At 73.4% G+C, this 24,855-nt stretch carries 21 protein-coding genes and 2 pseudogenes; 14 read left to right on the top strand and 9 right to left on the bottom strand.

The genetic code is table 11. The annotated features are described in order from the left end of the window. The first annotated feature begins 273 nt into the window (after positions 1-273). A complete protein-coding gene (locus C4U44_RS35580; RefSeq protein WP_235032602.1) occupies positions 274-1,062 on the top strand; it encodes an alpha/beta fold hydrolase in 789 nt (262 codons plus the stop codon). Between the two features lie 54 nt (positions 1,063-1,116). Here C4U44_RS35580 and C4U44_RS35575 read toward each other — a convergent pair whose 3' ends face one another. Both C4U44_RS35575 and C4U44_RS35570 read right to left on the bottom strand, forming a co-directional pair. After that, positions 1,117-2,628: a GMC family oxidoreductase gene (locus C4U44_RS35575; RefSeq protein WP_103890228.1), complete on the bottom strand. Its 1,512-nt coding sequence runs from the start codon at positions 2,626-2,628 to the stop codon at positions 1,117-1,119. A gap of 260 nt (positions 2,629-2,888) precedes the next feature. Further along, the gene (locus C4U44_RS35570) at positions 2,889-3,740 is read right to left on the bottom strand and encodes an alpha/beta fold hydrolase (protein WP_235032601.1); all 852 of its coding nucleotides are present in this window, start codon (positions 3,738-3,740) and stop codon (positions 2,889-2,891) included. 269 nt (positions 3,741-4,009) lie between these two features. Between C4U44_RS35570 and C4U44_RS35565 the strand changes: the two genes are divergently transcribed. After that, on the top strand, positions 4,010-4,819 hold the full coding sequence (locus tag C4U44_RS35565; RefSeq protein ID WP_160145179.1) for a YbaB/EbfC family nucleoid-associated protein: 810 nt from the start codon (positions 4,010-4,012) through the stop codon (positions 4,817-4,819). On the opposite strand, the gene C4U44_RS35560 is transcribed toward C4U44_RS35565, so the two are convergent. From C4U44_RS35560 to C4U44_RS35550, 3 genes are all read right to left on the bottom strand, one after another. Continuing rightward, a complete protein-coding gene (locus C4U44_RS35560) occupies positions 4,776-6,962 on the bottom strand; it encodes an AfsR/SARP family transcriptional regulator (protein WP_235032600.1) in 2,187 nt (728 codons plus the stop codon). The two genes, C4U44_RS35565 and C4U44_RS35560, sit on opposite strands and share 44 nt — an antisense overlap. Positions 6,963-7,370: 408 nt before the next feature. Continuing rightward, positions 7,371-7,931 (bottom strand): CGNR zinc finger domain-containing protein, encoded by a 561-nt coding sequence (locus tag C4U44_RS35555; RefSeq protein ID WP_103890225.1) that lies wholly within the window; start codon positions 7,929-7,931, stop codon positions 7,371-7,373. Between the two features lie 90 nt (positions 7,932-8,021). Further along, positions 8,022-9,440: an FAD-binding oxidoreductase gene (locus C4U44_RS35550; RefSeq protein WP_103890224.1), complete on the bottom strand. Its 1,419-nt coding sequence runs from the start codon at positions 9,438-9,440 to the stop codon at positions 8,022-8,024. Between the two features lie 362 nt (positions 9,441-9,802). On the opposite strand from C4U44_RS35550, the gene C4U44_RS35545 reads away from it, so the two are divergent. Then, positions 9,803-11,038, top strand: coding sequence for a cytochrome P450 family protein (locus C4U44_RS35545; protein WP_200823529.1), 1,236 nt, complete (start codon positions 9,803-9,805; stop codon positions 11,036-11,038). Here C4U44_RS35545 and C4U44_RS35540 read toward each other — a convergent pair. Both C4U44_RS35540 and C4U44_RS35535 read right to left on the bottom strand, forming a co-directional pair. Continuing rightward, on the bottom strand, positions 11,023-11,799 hold the full coding sequence (locus tag C4U44_RS35540; protein WP_103890222.1) for a cytochrome b/b6 domain-containing protein: 777 nt from the start codon (positions 11,797-11,799) through the stop codon (positions 11,023-11,025). The genes C4U44_RS35545 and C4U44_RS35540 overlap by 16 nt on opposite strands. Continuing rightward, positions 11,744-12,469: a molybdopterin-dependent oxidoreductase gene (locus tag C4U44_RS35535; RefSeq protein ID WP_200823520.1), complete on the bottom strand. Its 726-nt coding sequence runs from the start codon at positions 12,467-12,469 to the stop codon at positions 11,744-11,746. The genes C4U44_RS35540 and C4U44_RS35535 overlap by 56 nt, the downstream gene beginning before the upstream one ends. Before the next feature lie 426 nt (positions 12,470-12,895). On the opposite strand from C4U44_RS35535, the gene C4U44_RS35530 reads away from it, so the two are divergent. After that, positions 12,896-14,419, top strand: a complete 1,524-nt coding sequence (locus C4U44_RS35530; protein ID WP_103890221.1) for a protein kinase domain-containing protein — start codon at positions 12,896-12,898, stop codon at positions 14,417-14,419. A gap of 35 nt (positions 14,420-14,454) precedes the next feature. Here the strand turns inward: C4U44_RS35530 and C4U44_RS35525 are convergent, their stop codons facing one another. Beyond that, positions 14,455-14,889, bottom strand: coding sequence for a nuclear transport factor 2 family protein (locus C4U44_RS35525; RefSeq protein WP_103890220.1), 435 nt, complete (start codon positions 14,887-14,889; stop codon positions 14,455-14,457). 333 nt (positions 14,890-15,222) lie between these two features. Here C4U44_RS35525 and C4U44_RS35520 point away from each other — a divergent pair, with 333 nt between their 5' ends. From C4U44_RS35520 to C4U44_RS35485, 7 genes and pseudogenes are all read left to right on the top strand, one after another. Then, positions 15,223-16,143: an RICIN domain-containing protein gene (locus tag C4U44_RS35520; RefSeq protein WP_160145178.1), complete on the top strand. Its 921-nt coding sequence runs from the start codon at positions 15,223-15,225 to the stop codon at positions 16,141-16,143. A gap of 31 nt (positions 16,144-16,174) precedes the next feature. After that, on the top strand, positions 16,175-16,513 hold the full coding sequence (locus tag C4U44_RS35515; protein ID WP_103890218.1) for a YbaB/EbfC family nucleoid-associated protein: 339 nt from the start codon (positions 16,175-16,177) through the stop codon (positions 16,511-16,513). 286 nt (positions 16,514-16,799) lie between these two features. Beyond that, positions 16,800-17,168 carry a WXG100 family type VII secretion target gene (locus C4U44_RS35510; RefSeq protein WP_103890217.1) on the top strand — a complete coding sequence of 123 codons (369 nt, stop codon included), beginning with the start codon at positions 16,800-16,802 and terminating at the stop codon, positions 17,166-17,168. Positions 17,169-17,221: 53 nt separating this feature from the next. Next, the gene (locus C4U44_RS35505; RefSeq protein WP_103890216.1) at positions 17,222-17,545 is read left to right on the top strand and encodes a WXG100 family type VII secretion target; all 324 of its coding nucleotides are present in this window, start codon (positions 17,222-17,224) and stop codon (positions 17,543-17,545) included. A 57-nt stretch (positions 17,546-17,602) separates the two neighbouring features. Beyond that, positions 17,603-18,970, top strand: a complete 1,368-nt coding sequence (eccD, locus tag C4U44_RS35500) for a type VII secretion integral membrane protein EccD (RefSeq protein WP_103890215.1) — start codon at positions 17,603-17,605, stop codon at positions 18,968-18,970. Positions 18,971-18,998: 28 nt separating this feature from the next. Continuing rightward, a pseudogene (locus C4U44_RS43730) lies at positions 18,999-20,441 on the top strand (right-handed parallel beta-helix repeat-containing protein); the annotation flags it as partial. Positions 20,442-20,529: 88 nt separating this feature from the next. Continuing rightward, positions 20,530-21,693 (top strand): AAA family ATPase, encoded by a 1,164-nt coding sequence (locus C4U44_RS35485; protein ID WP_103890214.1) that lies wholly within the window; start codon positions 20,530-20,532, stop codon positions 21,691-21,693. Between the two features lie 47 nt (positions 21,694-21,740). Here C4U44_RS35485 and C4U44_RS35480 read toward each other — a convergent pair whose 3' ends face one another. Further along, a complete protein-coding gene (locus C4U44_RS35480; RefSeq protein ID WP_103890213.1) occupies positions 21,741-22,334 on the bottom strand; it encodes a hypothetical protein in 594 nt (197 codons plus the stop codon). A 122-nt stretch (positions 22,335-22,456) separates the two neighbouring features. Between C4U44_RS35480 and C4U44_RS35475 the strand changes: the two genes are divergently transcribed. From C4U44_RS35475 to C4U44_RS35465, 3 genes and pseudogenes are all read left to right on the top strand, one after another. After that, the gene (locus C4U44_RS35475) at positions 22,457-23,038 is read left to right on the top strand and encodes a WXG100 family type VII secretion target (protein ID WP_103890212.1); all 582 of its coding nucleotides are present in this window, start codon (positions 22,457-22,459) and stop codon (positions 23,036-23,038) included. A gap of 2 nt (positions 23,039-23,040) precedes the next feature. Next, positions 23,041-23,469, top strand: coding sequence for a hypothetical protein (locus C4U44_RS35470; protein ID WP_103890211.1), 429 nt, complete (start codon positions 23,041-23,043; stop codon positions 23,467-23,469). Further along, positions 23,470-24,855 (top strand): annotated as a pseudogene (locus tag C4U44_RS35465) (ATP-binding protein); the annotation flags it as partial. It lies immediately after the preceding gene.

The following is a 24,855-nucleotide window of genomic DNA, read 5'->3' as shown; positions in this document are numbered from 1 at the left end:
GGCGGGGAGTCGCGAGCGGGCTGCGGATTTCCCGTTGCCCCGGCGGGTGCTGTACACCCTGCGTGAGGCGGGTTCTGTGTCGATCGAGGCCGCCGCTCCGCTCATCGGCGCCCACCTGCGCGCCTCGCCGCGCACCGGCCGCCTCATGCGGTACCAACCCGACGCAGGGGGACCCGCCGGCTGGGGGGTGTGATGCCCGCCATGCACAGGTCGTTCACCCCCGTGCTACGCCTTCTGTCACGTAGGCACGCACCCCAGAGAAGGAACACCCACGTGAGCACCAGCGGACAGCCCCTGACGTACGCCGGCCTGAGGGCGGAGCGCCACGGCGAGCCGGACGGCCGCCCCCCGCTCGTCCTGCTGCACGGAATGGGCGGGCACCGTGGAGAATGGGGCCCGCTGCTGCGGGCGCTGGAGGGCTGCGATCCCGGCCGCCGCGTCCTCGCCGTCGACCTCCCGGGCCACGGGCAGTCGCCGCTGCGCGACCCGCTGGGGCTGGACGACGTCGCGGCGATCGTGCACCAGGCGGTCGGTGAGGCCGGGTTGGCCGCACCGGTCGTGGTCGGGCACTCCCTCGGCGGCGCCATCGCCACCGCGTACGCCGCGCTGTACCCGGTGCGCGGTGCGGTCAACATCGACCAGCCGCTCCGGGTGGCCGGCTTCGCCGCCATGCTGCGGAACAACGAGCAGCTGCTGCGCGGGCCCGACTACGGCGCCTTCTGGCACCGGCTGGCCGGCGGCATGGGCATCGACCAACTGCCGCCGGACGTTCGCGGCCTGGCCGCGCAGAGCGAGGCGCCGGTGCAGGAGGCCCTGCTCGGGTACTGGGACGAGCTGCTGTCCACCCCGGCGCCCGAATTGCAGGAGCGGCACGCCGAACGCCTGGCGCGGATCGCCGCCGGCGGCATCCCCTACCACTACGTCACCGGCTCGGAGCCCGCCCCGGAGTACCGGAGCTGGCTGAGCGCGGCGCTGCCCGAGGCGATCGTCACCGTGCTGCCCGGAAGCGGCCACTTCCCCCACCTCGCCCACCCCGATCAGCTGGCGCGCCTGCTGGCGTGAGCGGTCGGGCCGGGGAGTGGGCGGCGCGTCGGGACAGGTGCCAGCGGACGCGTGTCACGGGCGCAGCAGGTCCGCCGCCCGCTCGGCGACGGCGTAGACGGTGGCCGCGGGGGAGCCGCAGGGCACCGAGGGGATGACGGAGGCGTCGGCCACCCGCAGGCCGTCGAGGCCGCGGACGCGCAGCTCGGAGTCGACCACCGACATCTCCTCCTCGCCCATGGCGCACGTCCCCATCGGTTGGCAGCAGGCGCTGAACTCCCGCCGGGCGAAGGCGCCGATGGACTCCTCGTCCACCGCCCCGAGCCCCGGGCTGACCTCCTCGATGCCCCACTCGGCGAGGGCGGACGACCAGGCGATCCGGCGGGCGGCGGTGAGCCCGCACAGGGCGGTGCGGACGTCCTGTTCCTCGGCGAAGTAGTTGGGGTCCACCAGGGGAGGCGTGCGCGGATCGGCCGAGGTGAGGCGGACGGTGCCCCGGCTGACCGGCCGGATCGGGGTGATCGCCATGGTGAAGCCGTTGTCGACCGGGCCCGCCGGGTTGGGGACCGCGAAGTCGGCGAAGACGATCTGCACGTCCGGGCCGTCCGCCTCGGGGGTGCTGCGCAGCAGGCCCATGACCTCGCCGTGGTTGTACCGGGCCGCGGGCACCTCCCGCTGGGCGTGGTAGACGAGGTGGGCGCGCGGGTGGTCGTGCAGGTTGCGGCCGACCCCGGGCAGCGCGTGGACGACGTCGACGCCGGCCTGCCGCAGGTCGCTGGGCGGACCGACGCCGGAACGCAGCAGCAGATGCGCCGATCCCACCGCCCCGGCCGCCAGCACCACCTCCCCGGCGCAGTCGGCCCGTTCGGTGCGGCCGTCGACGCCGTACTCCACGCCGCTGCAGCGCGATCCGTCGAACAGCAGCCGGTGGGCGAGCGCCTCGGTGACGACGTGCAGGTTGGGCCGGTTCAGCACGGGCACCAGGTACGCGTCCGCGGCGCTCTGCCGGCGCCCGTCGACGATGGTCAGGTCGACCGGCGCGAAACCCTCCTCCAGGCCCCCGCTGATGTCGCGGGCACGCGGGTGGCCCGCCTCGACCGCCCCGTCGAGGCAGGCGAGCAGGACGTCGTTGGGCGCGGCCGCAGGGGCCACGAGCAGCGGCCCCTGCGTCCCGCGGCCCGGGGCGCGGACCAGGGCGGTCTCGCTGCGCTGGAAGTACGGCAGCAGGTCGTCGAACCCCCAGCCCTTGGCGCCGCCGTGGCTCCACGCGTCGTAGCCGGAGCGGTGGCCCCGGGCGAACACCATGGCGTCGATGGCCGAGGAGCCGCCCAGTCCGCGGCCCCGGGGCAGGGCCACCGCGGTGCCGCGGGAGCGCTGGACCACGGTCGTCTCGCCCCAACTGGCATGGGTGGCGGCGAGCGACGGCCAGGCCGGCGGGTCGCGCACCTCGTCCGGCAGGGTGGCGGCGCCGGCCTCCAGCAGCAGGACGTGCACGTCCTCGTCCTGCGACAGCCGGGCCGCGAGCACCGAGCCCGCCGTTCCGCCGCCGACGATCACCACGTCGTAAGCACGTTGTGCCCGGCTCATGTTGTCAGACTCCTAGCTGCCTCACTCGACACGTGTCAACGCTACCATCCGGGAATCGACGATCCGATGATCGTGATATCGATGGTTCGTCCGCCGCCGGTCCGGACCCGAGGCATGTGTCGGCAACGCCGTGGCAGAGGATTGTCCAGGCTGCTCCGGCCGGGCCCGCGGGCGGGGTGGCGGCAGCCGAAGGACCGGCGCGACGGATGGGTGCGGGCGGACCCTCGGGTCCGCCCGCACCGCCGGCCCGGCAAGACCGCTCACCGGGTGGCGCGGGCGGCCTCCTCGATGACATGGGCCACCACGTCGGGGTGGGAGACCGCGACGGAGTGGGAGGCTGCGACCTCGGTGGTGTGGGCGTGGGCCCGCTTGGCCATGAACCGCTGAGTGGCGGCGGGGATGTTGAGGTCCTGCGTGGTGATGACGTCCCAGCTCGGCTTCTGCTCCCAGGCCGCGGAGGTCTCCTTCTCGTCCAGGGCGGCCTGCGCGATCGGCCGCTGCTCGGCGGCCATCAGGGCGGCCTGGGCGGCGGGGACGTCGGCGGCGAACTGGTGGTGGAACTTGTCCTGCTGCACGTAGAGGTCGGTGCCGCTGCTCCCGTCGGGCAGGGTGTAGGGCACCGCGTCCAGGGTGCCGGCCAGCGTGGAGCCGGGGAACTTCCCGGTCAGCCCGGCGGCGCTCTCGCCCGGCGCGGGCAGGAACGCGGCGACGTACACCAGGCCCTTGACCTGCGGGTCGTTCGTACCGGCCTCGCTGATCACCGAGCCGCCGTAGGAGTGCCCGACCAGGATCTTCGGTCCGGAAATGTGGTCGAGGACGCTGCGCAGGGCGGCGGCGTCGCTCGCGGGGCCGCGCAGCGGGTCGGCGGGGGCGACCACGGGGTAGCCGTCGGCGCGCAGCTTCTGGATGACGCCGTTCCAACTGGAGCCGTCCGCGAACGCCCCGTGCTCCAGCACGATGGTCGGCTTGGCGCCACCGGCGGCCGAGGGGGTGCGGGGGGAGGCGCTCGCGCTCCCGGTGGCGGCGAACGTGCCGAGCGCGGCGGCCGCCGCGGCGGCCGCCACTGCTCCCACGACGAAGCGGTTCCTGCGGGCACCCCTGATGCTGATCACGACGACGGTCCCTTCTCGAGCCGACTGGGCGGCGGGTGGGCGGATCTTGCGGGGCTCGCCCCGCATCACCGCTTCAACTGGTGATGAATCTGCCATGGCAATCGATCACCTGTCAAGCCAGTGACGATAGTTCACCCGTTCGCTCGCCCGTACGCCCGACCGTTCACACATACGGTGGCCGATTCCGGCGCGACATGTGAACCTGCCGTGCACGTACCACCGTGTTGTTCACGTACGGGATGCTGTCCGCGCACGGCAGGGGGAGCGACATGGACAGGGCACGGGAAAGCAGGCTGCAGGGCGTCCTCGACCACTTCGCGGCGGAACACCGGACGCAGGCCAAGGCGAAGGAGCAGATCGCGTCGCTCTCGGTGCAGGCGAGGTCCCGGGACGGCTCGGTGGAGGTCACGGTCGCCGGCTGCGGGGACGTCCGCGCGCTCAGCTTTCCCGGCGAGAGGTTCCGGCAGATGGCCGGGCGCACGCTGGCCGACAGCCTCCTGGAGGCCCTGGCGGCGGCCCGGATCGAGCTCGCCCGGCGCACCGCGTCCGTCGTCGAGTCGCTGGGGCTGCTGCCCTCGCAGGTCCCGGACGCCTCGCTCTTCCCGGACTTCCCGGACCTGCCCGATCCCGTCCCTGCTTGCGACCCGTCGGCCCCCTGCGACCTGGCGGCGGCGCCCGCCGCGCAGGACCCGGCACTGCCCGCCGCACCGGACTCCTACTGGCGGCGCTTCGTGGGGGAGGCACGGGCCGTGGTGGCCGGCGGCCCCGCCGGGGCGGATCCCGCGCGGGACGATGTCCCGTTCACCCGGGGCCCGTTGTGGGGCAGCGAACGGCACCAGCAGCAGTTCGCCTTCCGGCACGCGCCGGTGCCGGTGGAACTGCGGTCGGCCGCCCTCGCGTTGGGGGACGCCGTGCGCTGCGCCGTCACGACCCTGAGCCAGGGACCGGGCCAGGGCCAGGGCCAGGGTCAGGGACCGGTACCCGGCGCCGCGGCGGCCGGCGCGGCGGACCTCGGGACCCGGCGCACCCGCGACCTCAGCGGGCGCTCGGTTGCAGACCCACCTCCAGCGTGCGCATGAGCTGCCGCCGGAACGTCTCCACGCTCGGGTGGTGGGTGATGCCCTCGACCAGCGCGGGCAGGACGTACCGTTCGGCGACGATCCACTCCGCGGCGTCGGTGCGCCGGCTGAACCGCTGGGGCAGGACGCCGGGGCGCGGCGGGGGGAGGATGATGCTGCCGCGGTGGGGCGCGATCAGCGCGGTGGCCGCGTCGGCGCTGTACAGGTAGTGCTCGAACATCCGGGCCCGCGCGTCGGAGCGGGCCTGGTGCGTGTCGTGTGCGGCGCTCAGCTCCGAGGCGTAGGTCCGCAGCAGGTCGTGGCAGGTGAACCGGCCCGGCACCTGCTCCACCAGCAGGTGGTGGTCGGCGAGTTCGGCGATCTCCTCCCGGGTGGTCCGCAGCGGCCGGCCGGTCAGGCTCGCGGCGGCGGCCGTGGTGATGTCGCGCGAGGGGTGCAGGCTCAGCAGCCGGAACAGGTCCGCGGCGCCGGGGCCGAGGGCGTCGTAGCTGCGGGAGAAGACGCTGCGGGCGTCGGTGAGCGCGTCGTGGCCGGCGAAGACCGTCAGGGTGTCCCGGTTCTCCCGCAACCGAGCCGCCAGGCAGGACAGCGGGAACGTCGGGTTCAGCAGCGCCCGCGCGCTGGAGACGGCCAGCGCCAGCGGCAACCCCCCGCACAGGTCGACGAGTTCCCGGGCGGCCTGGAAGTCCGCCCGGATCCGGTCCGTGCCCAGCCGGCGGTCGAGGAGTTCCAGCCCCTCCTCGGAGGTCATCGGGTCCAGGGTGATCACCCGCGCGTTGTCGGTCACGGCCAGCCCCTCCAGCCGGCGCCGGCTGGTCACGAGCGCCAGGCAGCCCGGGGTGCCCGGAAGCAGCGGGCGGACCTGCTCGCAGTCGTAGGCGTTGTCCAGCACGATGAGCAACTGCCGCCCGGCCAGCGCGCTGCGGTAGAGGGAGCCGAGCCCGGCCGCGCCGGTGTGGGTGCGGCGCGGGCGGACGCCGAGGGCGTCCAGCACCTCGCGCATCGCCTGCCCGGGGGCGAGCGGCGACCGGCTGGGGTGGTAGCCCTGCATGTCGACGTAGACCTGCCCGTCGGGGAAGCGGTCGGCCACCTGGTGGGCCCAGTGCACCGCCAGGGTGGTCTTGCCGACCCCGGGCATCCCGCAGATCACCGCGGTCATGGTCGGGGGGCGGTCCTCGCCCTCCAGAGGCAGCAGTTCCAGGCACTGCGCGAGGACCTCGCGGCGCCCGGCGAAGGAGGCGGGGTCGGCCGGAAGCTGCGCCGGAATCGTGCCAGGTCCGGTGCCCAGTCCCGTGCCTGGCCCCGTGCCCTGCCGGAACCGGGGCGCGGGAGCGCCGCTCTCGGGTACCGCGCGGGGCCGCAGCAGGTGCTGCTGGGCCGCGCGCAGGCCCGGCCCGGGATCGACGCCGAGTTCGTCGGCCAGCGCCCGCCGTATCGCCTCGAACTGCCGCAGGGCGTCGGCCTGCCGGCCGGTGGCGGCCAGTGACGCGATGATCCGGCTGTGCAGGCCCTCGTCGAAGGGGTGCTGCTCCACCGCCTGGCGCAGCATCGCGAGGATCTCCTCGGTCAGGGCGGGCGCCGCGGTCAGGACGGTGTCGGCCGCGTCCTTCACCGCCGCGACGTACTCGTGTCCCACGGAGGTGAACAGCGGGTGCCGGGCGAGGTAGGAGCCCGCGGCCACGACGGGGCTGCGCCACAGCCGCAGCGCGTCCAGGAACAGGGCGGCCCCCTCGGCCGGGTCCCCGGACCGGACCGCCAACTGCGCCTGGCTGCGCAGATCGCGGAAGTGCAGCAGGTCGGAGGTGGTGACGTCGACGGCGAGCCGGTAGCCGTCGGCGGCGCGGACCAGGTGCTGGGCCGCCGACCGGGTGCGCAGCTCCGGCTCCAGGGTCCGGCGCAGCGCCCCGATGTGCCGGTGCACCACGTTGACGGCGCTGGCCGGCGGCTCGGTGTCCCAGAGCAGGTCGACCGCCTCGTGCAGGGGGAGGGTCCCCGGGGCCCGCAGCAGCAGCAGGGCGAGCAGCGCCAGCCGTTTCGGGGGGCCCGGTTCGAGCTCGGTGTCACCCCGCTGAGCCCGCACCGTGCCGAGGATCGAGTAGCGCACCGTGGCCTTCATCGTGCCGTGGACCTGGTCCTTCCTCACATGTCGCGTCGTGCGTGCGGCCGGTCTTCTCACCGCTCCGGGCAGTGACGGTGGCAGGCGGGTCCCTCGTGGCGGGTGGCGCCCCGGCACCTCCCGGCAGGCGCCTACCGGCCGGCCGGGGCCGGGTCCGACGGAAGGTGCCTGCCGGAGGGTGCCGTCACAGGACGGCGGGTTCGCGGTACCGGGGGCCGCCGGGCACCGCCGTGGTGGAGCCCGTTCCTACCAGGTGTCTCACCCGGTGCCCGCGGGCACTGCGTGGGCGGGGCGACCGCCGGTGGGTGTCCCGGTCGCCGGGGCGTTCCGCCGTGTCGCACCGACAGCATGGTGTGTCGTGACTGGACCCGCAAGTCCAGTACGCTCCGACTCCGGCGACCGGCGACCGGCCGCGGGACCGGGGATCCGCGGCCGTCAGGCGCCGGCGGGCTGCACGCTCTTCTTGCGGGCGCGGTACGCGGCGGCCTTGATCTTGTTCCCGCACGACTCCATCCCGCACCACTGCCGGCGCATCCCCCGGGAGCGGTCGATGTAGACACGGGTGCACTCGGGGTTGCCGCACTCCTTCAGGAGGGGCACGTCCGGGCCGCTGAGCAGCTCGACGGCCTGCCGGGACACGGTGGACAGCGCCTCCTCCGGCGTGGCCACGGTGCGGCGCCCCTCGGCGGTGAGCTGCGGCACCGCCGACGGCTTGCGGGCGGTGGCGTTGAGCAGGTCCAGCGCCCCGGGGTCGTACTCCTCGCCGGAGCGGCGGGCGGTGACCAGGCTGTAGACGGCCTCCCGTACCGCCACCGCCTGGTCGACGTCCCGCTGCTGGCTCGGGGCGACGGCGTCGACGATGCCGGACTCCAGGTACCAGGCGTCCAGCCGGTCCGGTGCGGCGAACATCTCGAAGCGCGTGGACCGCCGCGCCCGGAGGGTCGCCGCGAAGTCCAGCGCCGGATGGTCGCAGACGAAGACATGGGTAAGGTTCATGTCACCATTTTGACAGGTGACTGGTCGAGCGGCAAGGGGCCGCACCCGCGGTGTGGGCGAAGAGTCACCGACCCGTCGCGCAGGGCGGTGTCAGGCGGGCCGGACGTTGTGGTGGAAGCGGAAGAGGTTGGACGGGTCGTGGCGCCGCTTCACCTCCGCCAGCCGCGCGTGGCGCTCCGGCCCGAACACCGCCGCCACGTCCGCGGCGCCCGGGGCGTCGTCGGCCGACATGAAGTTGACCATGTTGCGCTCCACCGCCCACGGCGCGAGCGCGTCCACCAGGCCGGCCAGCTCCGCGCGCAGGGTCTCGGCCCGGTCCGGGCCGCCCCGCCCGAGGGCGAAGACCATGAAGGGGACGCCCCGGGTCGGTATCGCGTTGGGGAACTCCGGCGCCCGGTCGAGCGCGCCGCCCAGCGCCCTGATCTCGACGTTCGCCAGCCGGCAGCCCGAGCCGGGACCGGCCAGGGCCAGCAGGGTGTCGGCTGCCTTGTCGGTGAGTTCGGCCAGGCACACGGTCCGGTCGAGGTAGTGCGAGGGGGTCACCGGATCCTGGTGGATCGCCCCGATGGACGTGAAAGGGCGCTCCCCGACGGTGTCCAGCAGCGGAGCCGCGACCGCCCGCAGCGGAGCGAGGAGGCGCTCGCCCTCGGCGGCCGGGCCCGGGTAGCCGATCCGCAGGTGCGCCACGAACGCGCCGCGCAGCGGTGCGGGCAGAGCCGGCGTGTCCGGCAGCCGCTGGACGGCCAGGGACGAGGTCATCTCCTCCGGCACGTCCGGCAGCCAACCGCGCCACGCCTCCAGCAGCTCGGGCAGGTACTCGCCCCGGAAGTGGATGCCGCCGCCGTAGAAGCGGGTGACCGGGAACAGGCCGAACTCGATCGCCGTCACCACCCCGAAGTTGCCCTTGCCGCCCAGCAGCGCCCCGTACAGGTCCGGCGCGCTCGTGGGAGTGACGCGCAGCGACTCCCCCCGCGCGGTCACCACGTCCATGGCGCGCACGTGGTCAGCGGCGTAGCCCAGCGTCCGGCCCAGCAGTGGGCTCTGGCCGCCGCCGAGGGTGTAGCCGACCACGCCGACCTCGGGCGCCGAGCCGACGATCGGGGCGAGGCCGAGCGCCGCGGTGCGGGGGAGCACCTCGCTCCAGCGCAGCCCGGCCGCCACCCGGGCGGTCCGCGTCCGCGCGTCGACGGACAGGCCGCGCATCCGCCCGGTGGTGACGAGCAGGCCGCCGTGCGCCGGCGAGAGGACCTGATGGCCGGTGGACTTCACCGCCACCGGCATGCCCTCCCGGGCGGCGAAGGCGACCGCGGCGCGCACGTCCGCGGGACCGGTGGCGCCGACCACCAGGGCGGGCCGCAGGCAGGAGTTCAGGTTGAAGGTGGCGCATTCGGCGTCGTACGCCTCGGAGCCCGGCACCAGGACCGGACCGCCGACCTCCCGCACCAGCGCCGTGGGCGCCTCCCGCGCGGGAAGACCCGCCTGGTCCGGGCCGGTGTCCTTGCCGCTCATCAACTGTCTCGCACATCCACTGGGTTGTCGCGGTTGTCGTCCTCGCGGTGGGCGGGCCCGGCTCCGGGAGCGGGCCGCCGAGGAGCGCGCGTACGCGGGCTTCCTCACAGGGGAGACGGGGCATGCCGGCCGGTGAGTTCACCTCGGGACCGGGGCATGAGGATCGGCGCACACTTTCGGCCATTGGATGCGCCGGCGTATGTGCCCGTGTATGGGCCGGCCGGGGGGCGCCGGTGCACGTCCCCCGGCCGGCGGCCCGCAGGGTTTCCGCTTTTCCCGCGGCACATGTCAGACTGCGGCCCGAGATGTGTCCCATGCGTCACGTGTGACGCACACGTATCGGTCCGGGAGGCGGCATGGACATGGACGCGCAGCAGGGAGGGGACGGCGGCGGCGCCGGACCGCTGGTCCTCGGCCCCGAGTTCAAGGCGGACGCGCACGCGCGGTACGCCCGGTTACGCGCGGACGGCCCCGTGCACCGGGCCCAGTTCTTCCCCGGCATCGAGGGCTGGCTGGTCGTGGGGTACGACGCGGCCCGCGAGGCGCTCACCCACCCGGCGCTGCTGAAGGACCCGGGGCCCGCCGCGCGGACTCTGGAAGCCGCGGGCTTCGTCGGCCACAAGCCGAAAGTCGGCCTGGGCGGCCAGATGCTGGAGGCCGATCCGCCGCAGCACACCCGGCTGCGTCGCCTGGTGTCGAGCGCGTTCTCGCCGCGGCGCACCGCGGGCCTGGCGCCCCGGGTCGCGCAGATCGCCCACGGGCTGATCGACGCGATGCCGCCCGCCGGCGAACTCGATCTCGTCGAGGCGTTCACCGCGCCGCTGCCGATCCGGGTGATCGCCGAACTGCTGGGCATCCCCCGGGCACACGAGGGGGACTTCCGCCGCTGGTCGTCCCTGGCCCTCCAGGTGGCCCACCCGGAGTACGCCTCGTCCGTGGCGAGCCTGCACGGGCTGCTGGCGGACGTCATCCGGTCCAAGCGGCAGGCCCCGGCGGACGACCTGCTGTCCGCGCTCGTCGCGGTCCGGGACGAGGAGGACGGGCAGCTGTCGGAGGAGGAACTCGCGGGCACCGCGGCGCTTCTGGTCATCGCCGGCCACGAGACCACGGTCAACCTGCTCGGCAACGCCGTCCTCGCGCTGCTGCGCCACCCCGACCAGCTGCGGCTGCTGCGCGGCAGCCCCGAGCTGATGCCGGGCGCGGTCGAGGAGTTCCTGCGCTACGACACCTCGGTGGAGCGGACCACGCACCGGTACGCGGCCGAGGACCTGGAACTGGCCGGGGTCCGCATCCCCCGGGGCGCGGTGGTGTCCGTGGCGCTCGCCTCGGCCGGCCGTGACGCGGGCGTGCCCGGAGACGCCGACCCTGCCGGGCTGGACGTCACCCGGCCCTCGGCGCGGCACCTGTCCTTCGGCCACGGCATCCACCACTGCCTGGGCGCGCCGCTGGCCCGGTTGGAGGCGACCACCGCCCTGAACATCCTGCTGGACCGCGTCCCGGCCATGGAACTCGCCGTTCCCGCCGAGTCGTTGTCCTGGGTCCCGGCCGGCATGATGCGCGGCGTGCTGGCGCTGCCGGTGCGTTACGCCCGCGGCTGAGCGTCGCCGAACGTGTCGCGCCTGCCGGGTGCGCCGGGGTCGCTGGGTGGGCGAGGGGCGGGTGCGGCGGGTGCGCCGGGTGCGTCGAGCCGGGCGAGTTCGTCGAGTTCGTCGACCCAGCGGGGATGGTGCCGCTTGGCCCAACCGCGGCTGACGAAGCCGGTGCGCATGCCCGGGGCGGTCCCCGGGTCCTGGTATGCCTTGCGGACGTGGCCGGCCAGCACCCCCACGAGCGCCCACGCCAGGAAGTCGTGGACGAAGATCGCACTGGTGCGGGAGATCGAGGGCAGCAGCCCCATGAACCACATGAGCAGGCCGGTGAACATCATCACCAGCACCGCGCCGGCGATCCAGCCCGCGTAGATCTTCTGGCCGGCGTTGAACTTGCCCGCAGGGCGGTCCCGCACCGAGTTCAGGCGCCTGCGGGCCGCGCGCAGCCACTGCCGGTCGTACGGCGCGAAGCGGTTGAGCCGGCGCAGGTCCGCACGGAAGTCGGGGGAGAGCAGGCCGAGCAGGAACGGCAGCGGCAACGCGATGCCCGACCACTCGTGCACCGTGACCACCAGGTAGCGCCGCCCGACCAGTTGGGCGAGCGGGCCCAGGTACAGGCAGGCCGCGCTGGCCACGCACAGCAGCATCAGCAGGCCGGTGCTCCGGTGCACCAGGCGCTCGGCCCGGCTGAACCGGCGGATCCGGTCCGGCACCTCAGCCCTGCCCGCCGGAGTTCTTGTCGGCTCCGTCGAGCCAGCCGTCGATGTCATAACCACGCTCCTCCCAGTACCCGGGGACGACCTCGTCCGTGACGGAGATGCCCGACAGCCACTTGGCCGACTTGTAGAAGTACATCGGGGCCGCGTACAGCCGTACCGGCCCGCCGTGCGCGTGGCTGATCGGCTTGTCCTGCATCTGCAGGGCCACCAGCATGTCCGGCCGGCGGGCCTGTTCCAGGGTGAGGTTCTCGGAGTAGGCCCCGTCGAAGCAGGTGAAGCGCAGCGCCTTGCCCTGCGGGCGCACTCCCGCCTCGTCCAGCAGGTCCGACAGCTTCACCCCGGCGAAGGGGGTGTTCGGTACCCGCCACCCGTCGGTGCACTGCACGTCGTGGACCACCCGCGTCTGCGGCATCGCGCGCAGGTCCGGCAGGCGCAGCGTCATCGGCTTCCGCACCAGGCCGGTGATGCGCAGTGTGTAGTCCGCCTCGCTCCGGTGCGGCACGGAGCCGACGACGCTGTAGTACCGGAAGCCGCCCGGGTTGGGCAGCAGGGCGCTGAGCCCGGTCGGGTCCTCCTGCGAGGCCGCGGCAAGGAACGAGTCCCAGCCGCGCTGCAGGGTCGGGGCGGCGGCGAGTCCCGCCGCGCCGAGTCCCAGCATGCCGAGCAGCGCCCGCCGCCCCACCGGTGGTCCCTCGGGCGTTCCCTTCTCCCGGTCTGCCATCTTCCGCACTCCTCCTCGGGCGTGGTGCACCCGCACGTGCCTCCGGGCCTTCCCGTCGGGAACCCGCGGGAGCACGCCGCCGCGTGACGCCGGGCAGGACGCCCGGCCGTCAGGCGAAATCACCATTCAGACTGGTGACGAGTATCCGGTTCTGTGTGCGGAACGTCAAGGCGGACCGACACATGTGTCACGTCCCGGACAGGTCAACACGGTGCTGTGGGGGCTGAGCTCCTGGACTCCTCGCGCCTGGCATGAAGCTGTGAAGAGATGGCGGAGCGGGCTCGCGAACGGACCGCGCAGGCGTACGGGTCTCGTTTACGGGCGGGGGCAGGGCGCACTCGAAGCCCTGACGGGATGTCGTTTCGCCTGTGTCATCGAAGCCGCCGACCGTACTGTGGCACCTGGGATGCCTGAGTCGATGGGGGGATGGGTGTGGAGCGCGGGGAACTGATCGCGGGCCGTTACGAGCTGTCCAAGCGGCTGGGGAGAGGTGGCATGGGCGAGGTGTGGGCCGCCCGGGACCGCGCCCTCCACCGTGACATCGCGATCAAGCTGCTCGACCTCGACGGCGCCGGGCACCCGGAGCTCTCCCGGCGATTCGAACGCGAGGGCGTGGCCGCCGCTCAGATCAACCACCCGAACGTGGTGGCGCTGTACGACCGGGGCGTCCACGAAGACATGCTGTTCCTGATCATGGAGAAGGTCGAGGGCCGGACGCTCGCCGAGCACATCCACGCCGAACGCCCCCTCTCCCTGGCCCGCGCCCTGGAAATCGCCGGCGGGATCTCTACGGCGTTGGCGGCCGCACACCAGGCCGACGTGATCCATTACGACATCAAGCCGCACAACGTGATGCTCACCCCGGATGGCCACGTGAAGGTCCTGGACTTCGGGATCGCCGGATTCGTCCAGGCCGCGTTCTCTGTCGCCCGCTCCTCCCAGTTGACCCCGGCCGGCACCGTGGAATACGGAGCGCCGGAGCAGTTCCTCACCGAGCGCGGCGACGAACGCTCCGACCTCTACGCCCTCGGCGGCGTGCTGTTCGCCATGCTCACGCGTCAGCCGCCCTTCACCGGTCACAGCGCCCTCGCGGTCGTACGGCGCAAACTGGACGAGGAGGCGCCACGTCTCGACGCGCTCCGCCCCGACCTGCCGGCGGTGGTGACCGCGCTGGTCACCGAGCTTCTGCAACGCGACCCCGACCGGCGCCCGCAGGCGGCGCGACAGGTCCAGGAACGTCTTCAGCGTCTGCGGGCGGCCCTTGACCCGGCGGATGAGGGCACGTCGAACCTGCCGACCACAAAGGTGTCACCACCACTCGACCCGCGCACGAACAACGGCACGCGGCAACCAGCCGGAACCGAAGGTCCGTTCACCATCACCTGGACCGAACGCCTGGCGACCTACGCCGACATCCGGCCCCTGCGCGTCCGGGTCGCATGGTTCGCGACCCTGCTGGCCGTGTGCGTGGCGGGTACGCTCCTCACGCTGGGCCTGACGTTCGCGGTCAATTCCGGATGGCTGGTCGCGACGATGTTCCTCGTCATCGGCGTACTGCTGTTTCTGGCGACCTTGGTGGGCGCTCGATCCACCCTCAACGCGAGACGCACCTGGTCCTTGCAAATAGGGCCGCAGGGCATCAGGACCGGGGGACCCGGGGGGCCTGAGATCCAGTGGAAGCAGGTGAAGACCTACGCCATCGACGCGGTCCTCTCGGGTACGGGCACCTATCGGGCCGCGGCCGGGATCCACATCAGGTTTACCAGGGACATGCGCTCCAAGCTGTATCCCCCGGCAGGATGGGCGTTCCCGCAACCCGCGGCCATCCGCAACAGGCTGGTTCCCGTCTGCGTCCTCGGCCCGATGACGGACCAGCAGCAGGCATCACTGAGGGCCGCCCTCGACCGGTACGGCCACGGCAAGTCCGACACCGAGGCCTGGGGTGAATAGGCGTCCGGCACGGCGAAACGGCCGTGCCTTTGAAACTATCCGCGCAGGTGGCGGCTGACGTCGCCGACGAGGCGGATGCGGACCCGGCGCTCGGTGAACCGCCAGCCGGCGCCGGTCCGTTCGAAACGGTCGCGGTAGCGTCCCGCGGCCACCGGCTGCAGCGGGAAGCCGGCGAGTGCCTGGAAGACGGTCACGTAGGACCGCGCGACGGCCGTCCCGGCCTCCTCGTCGACGTCGACGGCGAGGTTGGAGACGGCGTGGTGGGTGCGCGGCGTGCCGTCCTCGTAACGGATCACGCTGTCGGCGAGCATCCGCTCCACGGCCTCCGCGCCCCGGGCCGGCTCGCCGCTGCCGACGAAGACCGCGTCCGCGAAGAGCGCGCCCACTGCGGCGAAGTTCCCGTCGTCCACCAACTCGGCGTACTCGGCGATCAGTCGGGCGATGGCGGCATGAGAGGTGGCACTGTCCATGACGCCGAGCATACGTGGGCCGGGAATCGCAGACGGGAGGCGCCGCGCATGGACTGGTGAGTCGCTCACCGCGGCCGCGGTCGTACCGTCGACCCCGGAGGATGCGGCCCTCCTGGCATCCGGGACACGTAGGTGTCGGCAAAGGTGTGTAGAATCCGGTACGCCTACCCGGAGACACATGTGGCCCGTGGCGTCCCACGGACCGGAGGGGCCGTGGCCCGTGGCCGCGTGAACCGTCCGGCCGCGGAAGCGCATCGTCGGGCCCCTTTCGGTGGACCCGCCTTCCCGTGTGTCCGAGCCTGCCCTCTGGTTTCCGAGCTCTCAGGAGACGAAGTGCCGCCCCAACAGAAGCCGCAGGATCCCGCGTTGCTGGACGGAGCGTCGTCGCGCTTCGCCGACGCGTTCCTCCGCCGCACCACGCAGGGCCGCCCGGGCGGCGGCCCGGGACCGCGACCGGTGACCTGGATCGTCGGCGCGGCCGGCGCCACCGCGGCCGTGGTCCTGATCGTGTTCGCGGTCGCGAAGGTGTCCTCCGGTCACGACGGCAAGACACGCGACACCGCGGCCGTCTCCGCCTCGCCCACCCCCTCCGGTGCCGAGCGGACCACGCCCGCGAAGACCGGCGCGACCGGCCACGGCCCGACCGGCGGTGCCACGAAGCACGCGGGCGGCACCAAGGCGGCCGGAGGCGGCAGCGGCTCCTCCGGCGGAGGCAGCGGGAGGACCGGCGGGGCCGCCGCGCCGGTCGCCGGCACGCAGTCCGGATCGGGGACCGGCACCGGCGGATCGTCCACCACGTCCGGCGGTTCGGGCAGCACCCAGACCCAGAAGTCCACCCAGAGCACGCAGGTCGCCGGTTATCCGGGTGTCACCGTCGTGGGCCACGCCAGCGGGCGCTGCGTGTCCGCCACGGGGCACCAGAACAGCAAGGCGACCGACGGCACCCCCCTGGAGATCCACGACTGCGACGGGGGGTCGTGGCAGAAGGTCGACTTCCGCTCCGACGGCACCGCGCGGATGTACGGCCTGTGCATGGACATCGCCGGCGCCGACAAGAGCGACGGCACCACCATCCAGCTCGCGAAGTGCAACGGCGGCTGGGCCCAGAAGTTCATCGTCAACACCTCCTACGACCTGGTGAACACCTCGATCGGCAAGTGCGTCGACGTCGTCGACAGCAACACCGGCAACGGCACCCGGCTGCAGCTGTGGGACTGCGCCGGCACCCCCAACCAGAAGTGGACCAAGAAGTGAGCCGGCGGCAGGGACGGGAGGGACGGCGGGCATGGCCCTCGACGACGACGCGGCCATCCAGCGGCTGCTGAGCAGTACCCGGCAGTTCCAGCGGGACTTCGACCGGGCCCAGGAGGACCTCGGCGCGCTGACCGTGCAGGGCACGGCGGGTGGCGGCGCGGTGCGGGCGACCGTCGACAGCAAGGGAGTGCTGGCCGCGGTGACGATCGCGCCGTTCGCCGCCGACCCCGGCAACGCGCGGGGCCTGGCCGACCTGATCGTCTCGGCCTACCACGACGCCCGGCAGACCCTGACCGCCCGGCGCGAGGAGCGGTTCCGTCCCTTGCTGGAGTCGATCAACAGCGAGCTCGGCCGGGGCATCTCGGGCTGACCCGCACCAGGACACCCGCCGCACCGCTCCGCACCCCGCCGCACCCTGGGGACGCGCTCACCGGCCATCTCGCCCTCCCTGTCTGGGACTTCGGCCGAGCCGCCCCGGCGGGGGAGAGCGGAGGCCTCGGTCGATACGTGTTAGCATGTGTAAACATCGTTGATGGTGTGAAGTGTCCGGCAGGTCGCGCCTCGCGGCGGGTGACCGGCGGCACCGCGCACCATATTTCACTCGGGGTCAGCCGTGCGCACGGTCCGCCGGCGACCAGGTCAGGGAGGCGGAAGCCATGGCGGCGACCGACGGCGGGGTCACGGACTACAAGGGTGGAAACGGCGTGCTGTACCACGCGACGCCCGACGACCTGAAGACCCACGCGCACGACATCGCGAGCACCCAGCAGACCATCATGGGCGAGATCGCGGCCCTGCGGACGTACGTCGTGCAGATGGAGGACATCTGGCAGGGCTACGCGTCCAACACCTTCCAGGACCTCATGACCGACTGGGACCGGTACGCCAACAAGCTGGGCGAGGTCCTCGGCGAGATCTCGACCGCGCTGGTCGGCAGCGCCGACACCTACGCGAAGGCCGAGCACGCGAACCACACGGTCCTGGCCGCCGCGTCGGCGTCCCTGCCGGCAGCCCGCCTGTCCTGACCGCGCCCGACACCCCTCGCAGCAGGTCGCACAAACAGTCCGGAGGAGCCGAGATGACCGACATCGACACCATGCCCATCAGCGTCCAGCAGGAACTGGAGGCGGCCCCGGGCACCATCGAGGCGCGGGCGGAGAGCATCATGGGCGAGCTGAAGGCCCTGAAGAACCGCGTGCTCGCGATGCCCGAGACCTGGATCGCCCAGTCCTCGACCGAGTTCCAGGACCGCATGCACGAGTGGGACGCCTCCGCCACCGGCCTCTTCGGCACCCAGGGCGACGGCGGGGTACTCGGCGACATCGCCAACCGGCTGCAGGCGATCTGGGACAACTACGTCGAGGCCGAGGGAGCGAACACCAAGACGTGGGCGTCCAGGTGACGCACCCGCGCAGCAGGCCCGGCCGCCGGACGCACACGCGACAAGGACAGACACCCTGTGGAGAATGAACGCTGCCACGTGACCGTGGTGGGCGCCCGGCGGCGCGTGGACCTCGCCGTGCCCGCGGACGCGGCGATCGCCGAGTACACCCCGACCCTGCTCACCCTGCTGGGCGAGGTCGAGTTCGACGACACCCTGCCCCCGGTCTGGTCGCTCGCCCTGCCCGGCGGGCCGCCGCTGGGCCCGCAGACCTCCCTGCGGGAGAGCGGCGTCGCGGACGGCGCGACGCTGTACCTGCGGGACGCCGCCGCCGGGGAGTTCGACGAGCCGGTCGTCACCGACCTGGAGGAGAAGGTCGAGGGGGCCGGCGAGGACGTCAGCGTGTGGGGCCGGCGGACACGGGCCTACGTCACCCTGGTCCTCGGACTGCTCGGCCTGATCGCCGGGTTCGTCGCCCTGGCGTGCTCCGGCGACCGGACCGCGGTGCTGCCGGCCGCCGGCGCCGCCGCGGTCGTCGTCGCGCTGTGCCTGCTCGTCCTGGTGTGGCAGGCCACCCGCCAGGGCTGGTCCCTGCCGCTCGCCCTGCGCCTGGTCATGGCCTACTCCGCCATCCCGCTGCTGGCCGTGGCCTCGGCGTCGTTCGAGCTGGCCGGCGCCGACCACGGCCGGCACGCCGGCTCCGTGCTGGAGGCGCTGAGCGCGGGAGCGGTGCTCGCGGCCCTCGCCGGGCTGCTGGCGATCCGCCACGCCACGACGCTGATGACCGCCGCGATCGCCGCGTTCGCCGTCGTGCTGACGGTGTGTCTGGCCGGCGGCCACGTCACGCTGCTGGAGGCCGCCGCGGTCGTGGGCGTCGCCATGCTCGCCGTCCTGGGCGTCGCCCCGCGGCTGTCCGGGCACTTCGCGGTCCTGGCGGGCCATCCCGGCGGCGCCGCCGGCCGCGACGAGGAGGCCGACGTCCTGCACCTGGTCAAGCGCGGCCAGCGGCTGCTCATCGGCACCAACGTCCTGGTGGCCGTCGTCTCCGCCGCCTGCCTGCTCGTCCTCGGCTCCTCCCACCAGCGCTACGCGGTGGCCCTCGCCGGCTGCCTGGGCCTGGCGCTCGTGCTGCGCGCGGGCCGCCTGACGATGGCGCCGGCCGTGGTGCCGGTCGTGATCGCCGGGACGATCGGCCTCGTCACCGGGCTGATCAAGGCACCGGGTCGCTTCGGCGCGCCGGACTGGGCCGGATCGGCCGTCCTGCTCGTCGTGGCCCTGCTCGCCGTGGCGGTCGGCCTGGTCCGCGCGTTCCGCGCGAGCGCCCCCGACGTGCGCCCCTCCTGGATCGACCCGCTCGCCGGTTTCCTCACGGTGGCCTGCGTGCCGCTCGTGGTGGGTGTGTTCGGCGTCTACAGCAGCATGATGAACTCCGGGCACACACCGTGATCCGCGCCGCGATCGGAGTGCGTCGCCCGTGAAGCGCAGCGTGTTGCGGGTGGCGGACCGGGGCTGGGGCACCTACCGCACCCTCACGGCGGCCGTACGGGTGGCCGAGGAGGGCGCGGTGGTCCACGTCCAGCCGGGCGTCTACCGGGAGTCCCTGGTCCTGGACCGCGACATCGTCGTGGCGGCCGAGAAGGGCCCCGGAACCGTGCGTGTCGTGGCCGCGCACGGCCCGGCGGTGCGGGTGAACGCCGGCGCTCCGCAGCTGCGGGAGCTGACGATCGAGGTCGCCCCGGACAGCGGACCCGCGGTGGTCGTGGGCGGCGGCACCCCGGTGCTCGACCACTGCGAGGTGACCGGCGGCCGGGTCGAGGTGGTCCGGGACGCCTGCGCCGAACTGCGCTCGTGCACCGTGCAGGACGCCTCCGGCTCCGGCGTGCACGCCACCGGCACCGCACGGGTGGTGCTGGAGGACTGCGTGATCCGCGCCGCGACCGGGCACGGCCTGACGCTCGACGACGCCGCGCGAGCCGACGTGCGGGGCGCCACGATCGAGCGCGTCACCGGCAGCGGCATCGTGATGACCGGCGAGTCCGCGGGCACCTTCGACGACTGCGCGGTCCGGCACACCGGCGACGCCGCACTCCTGGTGCACGCCCCCGCGCATCCCCTGCTGCGCGGCTGCCGGCTGCACGACACCAAGGCGCAGGGCGTCCGGATCGCCGACGGCCCCGGCGCCGCGGCCCTGCCCCCCGATCCCGCCGGCGGCCGGGGCGACGGCGCCGGGCGGGAAGAGCTGCGGATCCGGCTGGAGGACAGCGAGATCTTCCGCACCGGGCAGGAAGGCGTGCTGGCGGCGTCGGTCGCCGGCCTGAAACTGACGGACTGTCATATCCGTGAGACCGGCGGCGCGGGACTGATCGCCGCCGGGAGCGGCCGGGTGGAACTGGAGGGGACGCGGGTGGTCGACGTGCCCAGCACCGGCCTGGCCGCCGTGGACGGCGCGGAACTGCTGGTGCGCGGCGGCACCGTGGCCCGTACCGGCGCCAACGGCGTGCACGCGACCGACGGATGCACCGTCCGGCTCACCGGCTGCGAGATCTCGGCGACCGCGTACACCGCCCTGAACGCCGGCCGGGGCGCCCGGCTCGAAGTGCGCGACTGCACCGTACGCGACAGCGCGCAGCACGGGGTGCGGGTGGAGGGCACGGCCACCCTGCTGGCCGAGGACACCCGGGTGGAGCGCGCGGCCCTGTGCGGCGTCGACGTCAAGGAAGCCGATGTGGTGCTGCGCCGCTGCACCGTCAGTGACGCGGAGACCGGCATCCGGCTGGAGACCGGGCACCGGCCGCTGCTGGAGGACTGCGAGGTGCTCGGCTCCGGCCGGACCGGCATCGAGATCGCCGCAGACACCGGCGCGGTACTGCTCGGCGGGCGCGTCGAGGGCGCCGGATCGGCCGGCGTCTTCCTCGACGAGCGCAGCGAGCCGCTGATCGAGGACCTGACCATCCGCGACACCAAGGGCAGCGGTCTGGTCCGAAGCCCGGCCCCGGGTGCGGTCGGTGACCATCGAGGGCACCGGCAAGAACGGCGTGTACGCGGGCGACGGCGCGCTGGGCCTGCTGGAGGACTGCACGCTGTCCGCCACCGGCTTCCCGGCGGTGTACGTGGGGGCCAAGGCCGCGCCGGTGCTGCGCCGTTGCCTGGTCCGCGACACCGACGAGGACCTGTCGCAGGACGACGACGCCGCGGCCCGCTTCGAGGCGTGCCGCAGCAGCAACGTCAGGACCGGCACGCTGCCGACGGCCCCCGAGGGGGAGGCCGTCCCGGCGGCGGCCGGCGTGGCGGCGCCCCCCGGCGGCAGCGGCGGAGCCTCCACCCCCGCCGCGACGGAACACGAGGGAGCCGGCGAGGACCAGTTGCCCGAACTGCTCGCCGAACTGGACCGGTTGGTGGGCCTGGACGGCGTCAAGCGGGAGGTGGCGTCGATGGCCAAGCTGATGCGGATGGTCAAGCGCCGTCAGGAGGCGGGCCTGCAGCCGCCGCCGCTGAGCCGGCACCTGATCTTCGCGGGCAACCCCGGTACCGGAAAGACCACGGTGGCCCGGTTGTACGGCCGGCTGCTGGCCGCGCTCGGGCTGCTGGTCCGGGGGCACCTGGTGGAGGCCGACCGCAGCGCGCTCGTGGGCGAGTACGTCGGGCACACCGCGCCGAAGACCACCGCGGTCTTCCAACGGGCGCTGGGCGGCGTGCTGTTCATCGACGAGGCCTACGCGCTGGTGCCTGCGGGGCAGGGCAACGACTTCGGCCAGGAGGCGATCTCCACCCTGGTCAAGCTCATGGAGGACCACCGCGACGACGTCGTGGTGATCGCGGCGGGCTACCCGGACGACATGGATCGCCTCATCGACTCCAACCCGGGCCTGGCCTCCCGTTTCACCCGCACGCTGCGCTTCGACGACTACTCCTCGGCGGACCTGGTGGAGATCGTGGAGCACCAGGCGACGCGGCACGAGTACCGGATCCCGCGGGACACGGCGGCGGCGCTGCTGGCCCGCTTCGACGCCGTCGAGCGGACCGAGCGCTTCGGCAACGGGCGCACCGCCCGCCAGGCGTTCCAGAGGATGACCGAGCAGCACGCGATGCGGGTCGCCGACCTGGACGACCCCAGCGACGAGGACCTGACCGTGCTCCAGCCGGCCGACGTGCCCGCGGTGGTGGCGTGATGACCTGCCACCACCGCCGGCCCGCCGGCCGCCGCGCGGCGCCGGGCTCAGTGGGTGACCGAGCCCGGCGGCTCGGGGAAGCCCGCCGCCTTGTCGATGTGCGCGTAGGACTGCCCGGCGCTGTTGATCATCGCGATGTAGTCGCCGAGCAGTTCCAGCGCGTTGCTCTGCAGGGCCAGCGCCTTCTGCATCGCCGGGTTGATGTGCCGGGCGAAGTCGTCGCCGATGTCCGCGAGGGTGTTCTGGTCCTCCTTGTCCTCCCAGTCCGGGGCCGGCGCGGGGGAGCCGCCCGTGGAGTTCGGGGTCTGGGACGCGGTGTCCTGCCCGGAGGAGATCGTCTGGGCGGTGTGCGCCGGTCCCCAGAACTGGCCGTGCGCGGCGTGGTCGACCTGCCCGCGCAGCCACTCGTAGTTGGAGACGGCGTTGCGGCTCTGGGCCAGCAGCGTGTTCTCGGTTGCCCGCACGGTGGTCGCGTCGAAGGAGATCGGGCCGCTGTCGGCCACGTCGGACGACGCCTGGCCGCTCGACTGACCGCTCGGATCGAGGTTGAAGCTGGGCGGAGTGTCCCAGTCGACCGACATGGCCGGCACGAGGTTGTAGAAGTCCTTGCCCGCGTCCGGGTCGTCGTCCGAGTCGGCCACCTTTTTCTCCCCTCAGTCGGCCCGGCAGCACGGCCGGGCGGTACCTCCGGCCCTGACAACGCCGGTTGCTCACACATTGCCACACATACGTATGTCGAAGAAACCTCGGTGAGGACGGCCTCATGACACCACCGTCAGGGAACGGTTCCGCGGTGGGCGACAGCGCGGCCACCCCGGTGTCGCCGATGCTCGACCGCACGGCGGCGGACGCGGGCACGCCGGCCTCACCCGTGCTCGACCGCACCGCGGCGGACGCGGCCTCGCCGAGCGGCACCACCGTCGCGGCCCAGCCCAGGACACCCGCCGAGGACCGGCAGGCCGGCGGCACCGACCGCCACGTCCTGACCTCGTCGAAGACCTCCTCCCTCTCCGACAGGAACGGCACCGGCGGGGGGTCCGGCACCTCCGGGGCGCTGCACGAACTCCGGGTCGCCCTCGGGGAACTCCAGACCGCGATCACCAAGGTCAACGGGCACCGGGAAGCGATCTCGGACCTGCTCGCCGAGATCCAGTCGCAGTTCACCGCGGCCCACGACGCCTGGCAGAGCCCGTCGGCCACGACGTTCGAGACGACCGCGACCTGGTTCACCCAGTCCTCCCGGGCGCTGAAGGACCTGCTCGACGAGATGGCCCGCCGCATGCGGAGCACGTACGACACATATCACGCGGTGGAGACCGCCAACACCCACAACTCCGGAGGCTGACCGTGCCGGTGAACGCCGACTACGACGTGAGTACCCTGCGGGTCCGCCCGCAGGACCTCAGTACCGCCAGTGACCGGCTGGTGTCCCTGGCCGAGCAGATGGCGGACGAGATCGAGGGCATCAACGACGCCGTCAGCAGCCTCGTGCTGTCGTGGGTGGGCAACTCCGCCGGCGAGGCACAGGAGTTCAACAACTCCTGGAAGAACGTCATGCTCCAGCTGTTCGGCAAGAAGGACGGCCCCACCGGCGTGCTCCCCGCGATGGCCGGGGGACTGCTGGGCACCGCCGTGGCGTACAGCCACACCGAGGTCGAACTCGCGTCGGCCTTCCAGAAGTTCTCCAGCGGCCTCGCCGACACCGGTGGCGCCGGCGACACACCGTCCGACCACACCGGCCCCGACTATCCCCTCTCCCAGGATTACCCGAACTAGATGACCAGGGTTGATTTCCACCGCCCCGCCAGGACCTTCCCGCTCTCCGTTCCGGAGCAGCAGGTCGCGCTGGCCGCACCGCCGCAGAAGGCCGTGCAGAACCAGGCGCAGACCTGGCTGACCATGTTGCTGCCGCTGCTGAGCAGCGTCAGCATGGCCGCCTACATGTTCACGTTCGGCCGGCCGTGGCTGATGATGCTCGGCGTCGGATTCGTCACGCTCTCGCTCGGCGTCATGGTGCTGATCAGGACGCAGATGAAGAAGGCGAACCGGCGCACCCAGTACCGCCAGCGCGACCTGTACGTGGAGTACCTCGGCGACGTCCGGCGGCAGGCACGGGAGTCGGCGGCCGCGCAGCGCGCGGCCGGCGCGTTCGTGCACCCGAGCCCGCAGCGGCTGTGGGCGATCGCCACCACCGGCCCGCGCCGGGTGTGGGAACGCCGGCCGTCCGACGCGGACTTCCTCAAGCTGCGGCTCGGCATCGGCCGCGGCGCGCCGGCCCTGCGCGTCACGCTGAGCAAGCACGGGGACCCCACCGCCGAGCACGACCCCGACGCGCACCAGCGCGCCGAGCGGCTCGCGGACGACTTCGCCACTGTCGGCCTGCAGCCGGCCTGGGTCGATCTGGCGCACACCGGCGTCCTCAGCCTGCTCGGGCCGCCGGAGCGCACCGCGCAGCTCGTCGGGTCGCTGCTGATGCAGCTGGCCGTGCTGCACGCCCCCGACGACGTGCAGGTGATCGCCCTCACCGAGGAGGAGGACCATCCCTGGGCGTGGGTGAAGTGGCTGCCGCACACCCGCGGTCCCGGCCGCACGGACCTGGTCCCCATGGTGGCGCGCAGCATGGACGGCCTCGCCGACCTGCTGCAGGCGCACGTGGACCGGATCCGCGAGGAGCGCACGGAGCGGGCCGGCTCGCTCGGCATGCGCCGGGAGACCCGGGCGTCCCGCCAGGTGGTGGTCGTGCTCGACGGCTACCGGCCGGGAGCGGAGTGGGCACGCCTGCCGCTGGTGGCCGACCTGCTGGCCGAGGCCGGCGCCGACACCGGTCTGCACGTCGTGTGCGTCGTCGCCCGGGAGAGCGAGGAGCCCGGCCGGGTCGACGCGCGGGCCCGGGTGGACGCCGCCGGTGACCTGGAGCTGGAGACGCGCTACCCGGTCCTGGTGCAGACGGTGCAGGACGCGGTGGCGGATGTGTGCCCGCCGGAGCTGGGTGAGCAGGCGGCCCGGGCGTTGGCGCCGTTGCGGTTGTCGGGTGAGCAGGAGCAGGTGCTGGCCCGTACCGTCGCGCTGCCGGAGATGCTGGGGGTTGCTGATCTCGGGTCGTTCGATCCGACGGAGTTGTGGCACGCGCCGGATGACGAGGCGTTGTTGCGGTTGCCGATC

The sequence above is a fragment of the Actinacidiphila yanglinensis genome, assembly GCF_900107965.1.
In the GTDB taxonomy this organism is placed as follows: Bacteria; Actinomycetota; Actinomycetes; order Streptomycetales; family Streptomycetaceae; genus Actinacidiphila; species Actinacidiphila yanglinensis.
The sequence above is the reverse complement of the archived record's forward strand: the minus strand, read 5'-3'. Positions and strand labels throughout refer to the sequence as shown.